Consider the following 12,245-nt stretch of genomic DNA (forward strand, 5'->3'; position numbering starts at 1 on the left):
AGTAGATGAGTTGAAGTCAATACTTGATAAGCTATTGAATCAGGGTGAGTTAGTCATTAAGTGGCATCGAAATATAAAAAACAAAGGAAATAATGGTTATATTGCAATTTAAATGCTGATTAGCTTAGTAGGGTGAAAAGTATTAGCACTTGCAGTATTCAATATACCTATGCTAGCGGCAACTTTCGGTAATAGTATGTAAGCACCTATACAGAATATTATAACCTTTGTGATTCGGAAGTTAGTCTTCATGGCTTTCAGTAAATTTACTATTTTTTCATTTAAAAACGCTTTTTTATTTCCTGCCGTATATTTACCGACTTTATTGAAAAAATAACTTTATTCAATTAATTTAATTATTGCTGGTAGTGTACAAGTAATTATGGGAAAAGCTTGTATATTAAGCTTTATCTATTGGCATTAAATAGTCTATATACTTAAGTGGTATTCATAATAAGCCGTTTTTACATCAGTCTAAAGTTAGATATGTTGATTTATCGCTTGAAGCATTTTGTCTAAATCACTATTTATTAATAATATTTTAATATTTTTAAGTATAAACACTATGTTTACTAGCTAATAGTTTAGGAAAACATTAAATAATCCTTGTTTAATTGTATATTTAAAAACTAATTATTGTAAAGATACATAAAGATAAAACAACGTAATTGCCGTATAATAAGGATTTTAAAAACTTTAGAACTATGAAATAGCGTAATAAACCGACTAAGTATGAGTATAATTAGTGATAGTAAAAATATTTACATTAATAATTAATTTACTAATTACCTCTGATGACTCATACCTTTCTTAGCTGTGTTCTTAGGTTTAGTCTTCAGGTAAAAAAGCCTTACTAAGTCTCTATCTTGCCTAAAAAACCAGTTCGCAGCATATGCGCCATACTTTTTCAAGATAGTGCCTTGGACGTATCTCCAGTCCACATCCCTAGTTTTAAGGTAAAAATTGTGACTAAAGTAAAAAAATCTGAAGACTTGACTCTTGACTAATTAAGCAAACTCGTAGCGATTTTTACCTAGGCGCTTGGCACGGTACATTGCTACATCTGCTTGTTTCATCAAAGTTTCACTGTCTAGACTGTTGTATGGGTAGACACTAATGCCAATACTGGCAGAGACTCGGATTGAATACCCGTCCAAAACAATTGGCTTGGTAATACTACTTAAGATTTTTTCGGCGACTTTAGCAGCTATTTGGACATTAGGAATTGCCCGTAAAATCACAGTAAATTCATCGCCACCCAAGCGAGAAACTGTATCACTAGCCCGTAAAGAGTTGCTGAGTCGTCCGGCAATAGTCATTAGCAAGCGATCGCCGGTCTCGTGTCCTAGAGTATCATTGACTTGCTTAAAGCCATCTAAATCAATAAACAGCAGCCCTAGCAACAAGTTGTTGTGTTGCGCCCAATTTAACGATTCGTAAAGTTGTTCTGCAAAAAATTTGCGATTGGATAGACCAGTCAGGGGGTCGTGATATGCTAAGTAACGCAAGTGGTCTTCTTTGAGTTTTAATTCATTGTTAGAGCGGAATAGTTCAGCAGCAGTACGTTTAAGCTGTTCTTCCATGAGCTTGCGCTGAGTAATATCTCGGATGACTCCAACTAAAAAGAAATTGCCAGCTGAGTCTTTATGGAGCGATCGCTTAGTGGCAATTTGATGAGTCTGACCATCTGCATTTGTAAATTCTTCTTCATGTTCCTGGGGTTGCTGAGTTCGGAACACAAGATCGTCCTGTTGTCGAAACACATCGGCTTCATGTTTAGGGAAAAAGTCATAGTCTGACTTTTCAATTAACAACTTATTTGGATAACCGATAAATCGACAATACGCCTCATTTAAAACAATCCACTGATGTTGTTCATTTTTCACAAAAATTGGATCAGGAATCGTGTTGATTACGTGATGCAAAAATTCTTTGGAACGTTTCCACTCTTCCTGCATGTGGGCAATATGACTGGTCATCCAAATAGCTGAACTACCAAAGCTAAACAGTGAGGGAATAAGCGGTATCCACCAACCATACAAGAAAGCAAGGTATGAACTCAGGGTCAATACAAAGCAAGAAACTAAAATGCTGAGGAGGCTTCTAGTTGCGTGTCGTATCCGCCATGTCGTCACAGCTCCCAGATAAGACCAGATAAAAATCCACAAGTCTTCCACTAAGTCAGGCCAGACCTTGAGTAAAGGTCGTCCTTGCAGAGCGGCAGAGATTAACTCACTGATAAAATAAGCTTGCAGTTGAATACCAGGTACAGGCTTTGCCGTACCCATTAGACTGCTGGAGTATGGGATGAATACAAAATCCTGGAGACTGGGTGCAGTGGAGCCAATAAGTATAATCCGATCTTTGATTAAGTTATCTTTGACTTTATCTGCCAGTACATCTCTCATCGATACTTGGCGAAAACTACACAATTCTTCAGATAAACTTTTACATTTGGGTTTGGGAAAATTGGTCAAAATTTGGTAGCCTCTGGAATCTGCTCCCACATAAGCACCATCATTAGCCTCAAAACGAGTAAATGCTGCCTTACCCAATTGCAAATACTCAGGGTTGTTTTTTGCTTGGGTGGGAGTAATTCCGTCTGCCTTTAAATACAATAAAGCCAACTTCAGGGCAAAACTTTCGTGTAACTGACTTTTAATGTGCCAGTACAACAAGCTGCGACGCACTTTACCATCAAGATCATACAGCACGTTGTTAAAGCCCACTTGATCCTGATTCAGTTCCGGTGGAGGTGAAACACTAATGTTTTTATTTTTGTCATTTGCCAGGAGTTCAATACCAATCAAGTTGGGTATCGACTTATAAGCATTACGTAGTTCTTGATTACCAGGCTCTACTGGCAAATTTCGGAAGATATCTAAGCCAATAGCACGGGGTTTGTAGATGTTTAATTTTTGCAACAACTGGGCAATCTTCGTATCTGGAATCGGCCACGAACCTACTTCGTCTAAATAGGCCTCATCAATCACTACGAGAGTAATACGCTCTTCTGGGGGTTCATTTGGACGTAAGCGAAAAAACTGATCCAAAGCTGCCAACTCCAAAGATTGCAATAATCCAATGGAGTGCAAAAGCAGGACACAGACTGCAACACTGACGGCAGTAATCAATTCTCTGTGTCCTCGACTAAGCGATTGTTTCAGTCCAAAGATTAACTTTACAAAACGCTTGCCTAGCTGCTGATTCATTCCCATTACCTAGTGGGGAGAAATATTCTCTATTTCCTTATAGCTATTAACTATTGGACTAACATAGCTCAAGCGGGAGCTAAATAGAGTTTCTAAGAGTTTTTTCAAATCAGCAAGGTTATTTAACACATTGTGGTATTTGTGATGTATCACCATATATTGAGGCCAATTATCTGAACAAACAGCAACTGGGACTTTTGTGGCTATCAACACAAGTTAAGTATAAATATTATTGAAAGTGAGTTCAGCAAATTTAACGCCCAAAGCCTTGTCTGGTAAAGCCTACTTATTAAACTCATACATTTTTGATCAATTAGGTATTTTATTGAGAATTACGGGAACTTCCAATAGACACACCTTTGGGTTTGGCTCTGACATGATTACATCCCAAGGTAGCTCCCAAGTGCCGTAAAAAGAAATTAAACGATACATTATATTAGGGTAAATATATTTGAGGAATTTCCTTGCGCTTGAAATATTTGCGGATAAAAAAGCCGCAGGAAAATTGGTAATTGAGTATTGGACAATACCTATTATCTATTACCAAAAACAAAAAAGCCAACTGGAAACAGACTTTGCTGTACTCATCCAGTTGACTATGGGGTATGAACTACACCATACCGCTAGGTCAGTGTAGCGTTCACAATTATTGGGAACTGCCGCTGAGGCTGACTCAAGACAATTACTTAAAATACTTGAAGTTACGAGGGCCTGTATAACCAGAAACTTTCGCTAGTTCTTCTAAGTTTTGGACTCCGCTATAGCTTTTTCCATTGATTATCCAAGTGGGGAAGCCTTCGATTTTTGCGGATTTACACAATTCTGGTTGAGCTTTGAGACCATCAGGAGCGCACTCTACCTTAATATCATTGTTGATTATTGGCTCGGCCTCTTTACCAAAAAGCAGCTTTTGTTCATGACAGTGAGGACACCAGTAAGCACTGTATTCCTTTGCCCCTACCTTCGCCAGATGGCGTGCTAAAGCTATTTCCGCCTCACCAGAAGTAGTGGTAACTTTCCAACCGAAAGCTGGGTTAGGGTTTTCCTTGGGAGTAAAGGTAATTTTTACGGGTTGTCCTGGAGTTCCAGGTGTAACATCTGATTGATTCACGCCAGCATAGACGCCTAAAGTGCCAATCAGCGTTACCATCCCCACAATTAGGGCGGTAAATAAGATTTGTCCAATATCCTCCCAAGTCCGACCGATAATCGTCAGTACCAAAAGACTGAGGGAGAACAAAGCTGAACCAATACAGTAAGGACAAATAGCTTTGATTTGAGATGCCAGCACATACATTAAGTAGCCGCTAAAGACAGACATAGCGATCGCACCCACCAGCAACAGCCACCACGTCCAATTTTCCAATTGCTTGCGACTATTGTTGTCCCCTGAGTTAAATACCAAGGGAGCCAAAGCAAATATCGCCATACTGGTGTAGGCCAAAAACCCAAACAAAGCTAATGGCTGACCAAAAACCGTTGCCCAAGGGCTGGAAAGTACATCATTACAGCCCTTGACACCAGCCTGTGCCACACAAGCTGCACTGCCTCCTGTTAACTTTTCTATGGCGAGATAACCTGTTATCAGGGCACCACATCCAGCGATCGCGGCAATCAATGGACGTGACCATTTATGAATCCAAGGAGTAGAACGGCGGCGAATCATAAACTGTTATTAGTTAATGGGCATTGGGCATTGGGCATTGGGCACTGGGCACTGGGTATTAGGCATGGGGCATTAGTAATTTTTCCCCATACCTCATGCCCCATTTAAGAATGTAATTTCACTTGTTCTGCTGATTTGCTTTCACCTTTGGAGTTCCAATTGCGACGCGCGACTTCCACAAATTGACTGACACGAATTGGATCAATTGGTTGCTCTATACGTCCGTGACGTTTCAGGGAACTGGAAACTATGACACCATCTGCTGCCTGCATCAATGTATCAATATTTTCCCAATTAGCCCCACTACCGATGAACACTGGCGTGCCATCTGCTGCACTACAAGCTAGTTCCAAATCTTCTAAGTTAGGAGGGCTACCAGTAGCCCAACCAGACAAAATCACTCCGTCTGCTAAACCCCTTTCAATGGTGTCTTTCACAGCAACTGTGAGATTTGGAGAACTCAAAGGACGGGCGTGCTTCACCAACACATCGGCCAGGATTTTAACATCGCAGCCTAACTCCCGTCGATAGCGGAGTAGTTGATGGGCTTCTCCCTCAATTAATCCCTGGTCGGTTGCCATCACCCCTGTGAGAACGTTGACGCGGATGAATTGTGCTTGCACACAGCTAGCGATCGCCATTGCACTTTTAGCGTCGTTTCGCAAAACATTTAACCCTACAGGCAAAGTCACCAAATTTTGTATCCGCTGCACCACAATGGTCATGGCACTCACAACCACTGGATCGACTTGGTTTTTGGTAAACGGCGCGTCGAAAAAATTCTCCACAATCAGACCGTCAACCCCCCCACTGGCAAGGGCTACGGCTTCTTGTTCGGCGCGGTCAATCACCGCTTTTAGGCTACCTCCCCAACGAGGTGAGGTCGGCAGTGGTAGCAGGTGAACCACGCCAATAATCGGTGAGCGAGTTTTAAATAATTGATATAAGTCCACGTCTTTAATCCGCCTCGCGGAGTCCAGAGTCTAGAATTTTTTGACTATTGACTGTATGACCCTTGACTCTTGAGTTTTCATTAACTAGTCAAATGTGTTTTATGATAGTCGGTTTATTGCCTCCTTCCTCAGATGGAAATTGGCCTCAAACCTCCCATAAGATATGTTAAGATAAAACTTGGCTACAAGAGGAGTTTGCCACTCACTAGACGCAAGGCAGCTTTCCGTGGTTTAGGCGTCTTGTCCGCGCCCAGTCGTAGGACTTGCCAATCGCCAGGGTAGCATTACTGCTTTATAGGCGTAGTCGCTTTCGTCGATTTCCCTGAGGGTAGCGACTTCTCACAACAAGCCCTTTGGGCGGCTTCCCGATGGGTAGATTAACAACGCACACGCTGCGGTAATGTAAAATACCAATAGGCGAATTGTTAAAAAAGATTACAAGTGTCAAATGTACCCAAAGACACTTCAATTTACCCTGGGGAACAGATTGATAGGAATATCATAACATGACCTCTATTTTTATTTATTGATAGGGTTATGAGTCCACGGACAGTTACTGACAGTGGGAATTTGCCACTGCACTATTTTCATGAGGATGCTGATAGCAAAAACGCGAAGTTAGCGCCGGAATGTTTGACTACAAGAAGAAAAAAATGAAGATTTTTTCAAAATATGGGTGACAAGCCAACAATTGCCATTTCTCACCTGGGCTGCGAGAAAAACCGAATTGATACAGAACACATGCTGGGAATGCTCGTAGAAGCAGGCTACGGTGTAGATACAAATGAAGAGTTAGCAGATTACGTTATTGTTAATACCTGTAGTTTTATTGAAGCAGCCCGGCAAGAATCTGTCAGAACTTTGGTAGAACTGGCAGAGGCAAATAAAAAGATCGTAATCACTGGCTGTATGGCGCAACACTTCCAAGAACAACTTTTGGAGGAGTTGCCCGAAGCAGTAGCCGTTGTGGGTACTGGCGATTATCACAAAATTGTAAATGTAATTGAGCGTGTTGAACTTGGCGAGCGGGTCAAACAGGTTAGTATCGAACCAACCTACATTGCCGACGAAACTACACCGCGCTACCGCACTACAACCGAGGGCGTAGCTTACCTACGGGTTGCAGAAGGATGTGATTATCGTTGTGCATTTTGTATCATTCCTCATCTTCGAGGGAACCAGCGATCGCGTACTATTGAATCTATAGTCGCCGAAGCAGAGCAGTTAGTTAGTCAAGGGGTAAAGGAAATTATTCTAATTTCCCAAATCACCACTAATTACGGTTTGGATATTTACGGTAAGCCAAAATTAGCGGAATTACTTCGCGCTTTGGGGAAAGTAGATATACCGTGGATCAGAATGCATTACGCTTATCCCACGGGACTAACCCCAGATGTGATAGCGGCCATCCAAGAAACACCAAACGTTTTGCCTTATCTGGATTTGCCCTTGCAACATTCTCATCCAGATATTCTCCGCGCCATGAACCGTCCTTGGCAAGGGCGGGTAAATGATGGGATTATAGATCGCATCAAGACGGCGCTACCAACAGCCGTACTGCGGACAACATTTATTGTTGGTTTCCCAGGAGAAACAAGCGAGCATTTTGAGCATCTACTAGAGTTCGTTCAGCGGCATGAATTCGATCATGTTGGCGTCTTCACCTTTTCACCTGAGGAAGGAACCCCAGCTTATAAGCTACCAAATCAGTTGCCCCAAGAGGTGATGGATGATCGCCGATACCAACTGATGGAACTCCAGCAACCGATTTCTCAAAAGAAAAATCAACAGGAAGTAGGCAAAATAGTCGATGTCCTGATTGAGCAAGAAAATCCTGAAAGTGGTGAATTAATAGGTCGTTCAGGTAGATTTTCCCCAGAGGTTGATGGTCTGGTGTATGTCAAAGGCCAGGCAAAGTTAGGAACCATCGTGCCAATAGCGATTCACCACGCTGATACATACGACCTCTATGGTCAAGTAGTCAATAACTAAGTTGTCATTTGTCTTTTGTCCTTTGTCCTTTGTTAAATGACCCTTACAGATTCATCCTTATACTAAGGTCAATGCTGCATTAATAGCAGTTTTCATGAGGGTTTACCTGAAACGCTGGCGGACTTGTTGGCATAGCCTCTCCAAGAGTTGAGGCTTCGCTACCGCCCTTAGCTCACTAATGACTAATGGCTAATGACTAATGACTAATGACTAATAACTAATGACTAATGACTAAGCCAAAATCCTTACATAAAATTTAGGACGAATTAATGACTCTTTCATTTCAAGAATTAGGCATTTCCCAAGAACGTGTCGAACAACTAGAAAAAATCGGTTTTACCGAACCCACTAACATTCAAGTGCAAGCAATTCCCCAATTGCTGTCTGGTCGTGATGTAGTAGGTCAATCTCAAACAGGAACAGGCAAAACGGCAGCATTTTCACTGCCAATTTTAGAGCGGCTGGATATTAATCAAAGAGCCGTTCAAGCTATAGTTTTAACACCAACTCGTGAATTAGCAATGCAAGTTCACGATGCGATCGCGCAGTTCATCGGTAATGAAGGATTGCGGGTGTTAGCAATCTATGGTGGTCAATCAATTGACCGCCAAATGTTACAACTGAAACGTGGCGTTCACATGGTTGTGGGTACTCCAGGACGGGTGATCGATTTGCTCGATCGAGGCTGTTTAAAGCTCGATCAAGTGAAGTGGTTTGTGTTGGATGAAGCCGATGAAATGTTGAGCATGGGCTTTATTGATGATGTGGTGAAAATCCTCTCTCAAGCGCCCGTAGATCGCCAAACAGCTTTATTCTCGGCAACAATGCCACCATCAATTCGGATGTTGGTGAACAAGTTCTTGCGATCGCCTGCAACTGTCACCGTTGAGCAGCCAAAAGCCGCTCCCAACAAAATCAATCAGGTAGCTTACTTGATCCCCCGCCACTGGACAAAAGCCAAAGCTTTACAGCCAATTCTGGAAATGGAAGATCCAGAAACAGCTTTAATCTTTGTCCGCACCAGACGCACAGCCGCAGAACTCACCAGTCAATTACAAGGGGCCGGTCACAGTGTAGATGAATACCACGGTGACTTGTCGCAACAAGCGCGGGAACGGTTATTAATCAGATTCCGTAACCGTCAAGTCCGCTGGGTTGTAGCAACTGATATTGCGGCACGAGGGTTAGATGTCGATCAACTCTCTCATGTAATCAACTTCGACTTACCCGATAGCGTCGAAACTTACGTCCATCGCATTGGTCGTACTGGTCGTGCTGGTAAAGAAGGAACAGCAATTTCTTTAGTACAACCATTTGAGCGGCGCAAACAGCAAACATTTGAACGTCATAATCGCCAAAGTTGGCAATTGCTGTCGATTCCTACACGCGCACAAATTGAAGCACGGCACATCCTGAAATTGCAAGAACAAGTGCGAGAAGCTTTGACAGGTGAGCGTTTGGCTTCATTCTTGCCAATTGTTAGCGAACTGATTGAAGAATACGATGCTCAAGCGATCGCCGCAGCTGCACTGCAAATCGCTTACGATCAAACTCGTCCCGCTTGGTTGAGTTCAGACGTAGAAATTCCCCAAGAAGAATCCTCCGCTCCCAAACCAAGATTGGGCAAGCGTCGTGAATCTTCCAGCGATCGCCCCCGTTCTGCGTGGAAATCAGATAGCAACAATGGTGAAGAAAGACATTCTTCTCCCAAGCCAAAACTGCGGACAAGTGGGCATGAGTCTTCTGCATCCCCCAGTAAAAAGATAGGTTCACCTACAGCTAGAGAATCAGCTTCTTAGTCAACAGTTAGAAGTTAATCAATTTTGGATTTTAGATTTTTAGATTTTTTCTTCAATCCAAAATCCAAATATAAAATTGGAAAGTTGAGAGTTAAGAGTCAAGATTTTGGCTTTGGCTCTTGACTTTTTGGCTTTTGGGTAATTTATTTTACCTCTTTGTAAGAAGATAAATTTAAAGATGCATTCTTCGTGGTCTTATGTTCACTATTCCAGACTTAGAGCAGCTACAAGCAGAGCATCCAGAATGGCAGATGGAGCTGGTAGATGGAAATATAGTTGTTATGGGCCCATCAGATTATGAGTCAGAAGAAATAGGCGCTGAGTTAGTTAGATTACTCGGTAACTGGGTACGCCCACAGAGGCTAGGACGGGTAACTGGTTCTAGCGCGGGTTTCATTTTGCCTACATTAGAAACTGAAAACGGGAAAGAAGCTGATAACGAAAAACGAAATCTTCGCGCTCCCGATGTATCTTTTGTTCGTGCTGATAGACTGAAAACAAGCAAGCGCGACTTTGTGGAACTGGTGCCTGACTTGATGGTAGAGATAAAATCTAAGTCAGACCGGATCAAACCACTGGTAGAAAAGATTCAGCTATTCTTACAACTTGGAACTACGGTTGGTATCCTGATTGATCCTGACAAATTGACGCTCACAGTTTATCGGCTTAACCAAGAATCAATAGTTTTGCAGAACAACGACAAACTGACACTACCAGACTTACTACCGGGTTGGGAGCTAGTAGTGTCAGAAATTTGGCCTCCTGTGTTTGAGTAGTTCAAAAATACTACAGCCAAGGACGACTAACTTGTTCTAATTCTCCAATTTCATCATCGCTCAATCTCCAGCCCAAAGCACCAGCATTCTGCCGTACCTGTTCGGCTGTCTTCACCCCAGCAATGGTAATGACGTTCCCCTGAGCAATTAACCAATTGAGAGCAACTTGGGCAGGAGTGCGATCATATTTTTCTCCGAAGTTGCGTAGCAAAGATATAACTGGCGCAATTTTTTGCAGACCTTCTTTCTTAAATCGCGGGTCTATTTTTCTCGCACCAGTGGGGATTTCAGTACTATCAATACTGTACTTGCCTGTAAGTAATCCCTGTGCTAAAGGACTGTAAGCCAAGATAGTCACACCCAACTCACGCGCAGTTGCCAAAATACCTTTGCTTTCAATTTGGCGACTGAGTAAAGAATAACGCACTTGGTTTACAGCCAAAGGCACTCCACGGGCTGCCAATATTTGATGCGCGTCTCGCATTTGCTCTGCTGAGTAATTACTCACACCGACTGCTGCGATTCTGCCCCGCTTCACTTCATCCGCTAAGGCATTCATCAGAGTTTGTTGGCTTAAAAAGAAGGCAAAAGGCCAATGCACTTGATACAGGGCGATTCGCTCAAGTTGTAGGCGTTTGAGGCTGGCTGTTAAAGCATCAGAGACAGATTGGGCTGTAAATCGCCACGGTACGGGGCCAAATTTTGTGGCGATTTGTACAGGTTGTTGTGTCTGTTGCAGAAATTGCCCTAAAAATTCCTCGCTCTTTCCCATTCCGTAGATTTCGGCAGTATCAAAGAACGTAATCCCAGCTTCTAAGGCTGCGGTAAAGGCTTCTTGTAACTGTTCTGGGCCGTAGCGATCGCCATAATTCCAAAATAGTTTATCACCCCAAGCCCAAGTGCCAATGCACAAGGGCGTAACAGATGGGCCATTTTGCCCCAATGTGATGTTTTCCACGGTTGCAAAATTTAGTTTATTTACATTTCTTTACTTTTATAGTGTATCGTTACAGACAAGATTGGGTGCGATCGTCACTACTTGGCTGTAAATCTTGTGGTGTCGCAGCTACGCCCGTCGTAGACATCGCACCTTGCATAAAAATTTAAAACCTGAATCAAAGGCGCATAAACAAGATCCCCAACTTCTTCGAGAAGTCGGGGATCTGCGGGCTGCAATTCTCACAAATCGAATAGGATTGCTATAGTTGAGTGTATTTACTGGTAATTATGAATTAGATGGTTTCTCCTGCTTGACTTTTTTGATTAATTGCATGTAGACATTAATTTCACTAATTTCTACATCATGCTCAACTCTGGTTACTTTCCATTTCTCTTTTTTTAGGTAAACTTCCTCTCCTACTCTGGGAGTAAATTGAAGATCATAGAACTTTTTGAGAAAATCTTTTTGATTTTCTTCCCATAATATTACTTTGACTGGTGCTTGACTCATTACTTATGCCTTTTTGGTTACTGGATGAAGCTAAGTATTTTGATGACATACATACGGCAAGTTTATCTTACTAATTGAATGGAATAGCGTAGTTAAAACCACATTTTCATAATGTTTAAATTTACCTGTGTAATGATTACGGAGACCACAATTCTAGACTCTTAAATCAACTCAAATCTCTGTAATCCAATGTCCAAACACTAGTGTCATAAAGCAATACGGTTCAGTTAAGGCTCAAAATCATGTAAATTGGAGGTACAACACTAGTTGTACTCTCATTGTAGTTGCTGGAGTGCGATCGCTATTTCTTAGCTATTTCCTGCTCAATGTTGGGGTCAGTCTTTGTTAAAGCTTTTTGACTTTTATAATGTATCGTCATAGGAAAGACTGCAAATAG

The 12,245-nt window shown here is 42.1% G+C and carries 9 protein-coding genes; 4 read left to right on the plus strand and 5 right to left on the minus strand.

Annotated elements, in window-relative coordinates:
* Positions 1 to 1,007: 1,007 nt before the first annotated feature.
* Positions 1,008 to 3,212: a CHASE2 domain-containing protein gene (locus H6G92_RS28270; RefSeq protein ID WP_190898774.1), complete on the minus strand. Its 2,205-nt coding sequence runs from the start codon at positions 3,210 to 3,212 to the stop codon at positions 1,008 to 1,010.
* A 451-nt stretch (positions 3,213 to 3,663) separates the two neighbouring features.
* On the opposite strand from H6G92_RS28270, the gene H6G92_RS28275 reads away from it, so the two are divergent.
* Positions 3,664 to 3,849 carry a hypothetical protein gene (locus H6G92_RS28275; protein WP_190898776.1) on the plus strand — a complete coding sequence of 62 codons (186 nt, stop codon included), beginning with the start codon at positions 3,664 to 3,666 and terminating at the stop codon, positions 3,847 to 3,849.
* A 45-nt stretch (positions 3,850 to 3,894) separates the two neighbouring features.
* Here H6G92_RS28275 and H6G92_RS28280 read toward each other — a convergent pair whose 3' ends face one another.
* Both H6G92_RS28280 and btpA read right to left on the minus strand, forming a co-directional pair.
* Positions 3,895 to 4,878 (minus strand): vitamin K epoxide reductase family protein, encoded by a 984-nt coding sequence (locus H6G92_RS28280; RefSeq protein ID WP_190898778.1) that lies wholly within the window; start codon positions 4,876 to 4,878, stop codon positions 3,895 to 3,897.
* Positions 4,879 to 4,982: 104 nt separating this feature from the next.
* The gene (btpA, locus tag H6G92_RS28285) at positions 4,983 to 5,831 is read right to left on the minus strand and encodes a photosystem I biogenesis protein BtpA (RefSeq protein WP_190898780.1); all 849 of its coding nucleotides are present in this window, start codon (positions 5,829 to 5,831) and stop codon (positions 4,983 to 4,985) included.
* Positions 5,832 to 6,503: 672 nt separating this feature from the next.
* Between btpA and rimO the strand changes: the two genes are divergently transcribed.
* The 3 genes from rimO (at position 6,504) to H6G92_RS28300 (ending at position 10,398) form a co-directional block, all read left to right on the plus strand.
* Positions 6,504 to 7,823: a 30S ribosomal protein S12 methylthiotransferase RimO gene (gene rimO, locus H6G92_RS28290; protein ID WP_190898782.1), complete on the plus strand. Its 1,320-nt coding sequence runs from the start codon at positions 6,504 to 6,506 to the stop codon at positions 7,821 to 7,823.
* Between the two features lie 269 nt (positions 7,824 to 8,092).
* Positions 8,093 to 9,622 carry a DEAD/DEAH box helicase gene (locus H6G92_RS28295; protein ID WP_190898784.1) on the plus strand — a complete coding sequence of 510 codons (1,530 nt, stop codon included), beginning with the start codon at positions 8,093 to 8,095 and terminating at the stop codon, positions 9,620 to 9,622.
* A gap of 197 nt (positions 9,623 to 9,819) precedes the next feature.
* Positions 9,820 to 10,398 carry a Uma2 family endonuclease gene (locus H6G92_RS28300; protein ID WP_190898786.1) on the plus strand — a complete coding sequence of 193 codons (579 nt, stop codon included), beginning with the start codon at positions 9,820 to 9,822 and terminating at the stop codon, positions 10,396 to 10,398.
* A 10-nt stretch (positions 10,399 to 10,408) separates the two neighbouring features.
* Here the strand turns inward: H6G92_RS28300 and H6G92_RS28305 are convergent, their stop codons facing one another.
* A complete protein-coding gene (locus H6G92_RS28305) occupies positions 10,409 to 11,356 on the minus strand; it encodes an aldo/keto reductase (protein WP_190898788.1) in 948 nt (315 codons plus the stop codon).
* Positions 11,357 to 11,623: 267 nt separating this feature from the next.
* Positions 11,624 to 11,848: a hypothetical protein gene (locus tag H6G92_RS28310; protein WP_163934026.1), complete on the minus strand. Its 225-nt coding sequence runs from the start codon at positions 11,846 to 11,848 to the stop codon at positions 11,624 to 11,626.
* Positions 11,849 to 12,245: the final 397 nt, after the last annotated feature.

Source organism: Nostoc foliaceum FACHB-393 (assembly GCF_014698505.1).
Lineage (GTDB): Bacteria > Cyanobacteriota > Cyanobacteriia > Cyanobacteriales > Nostocaceae > Nostoc > Nostoc foliaceum_A.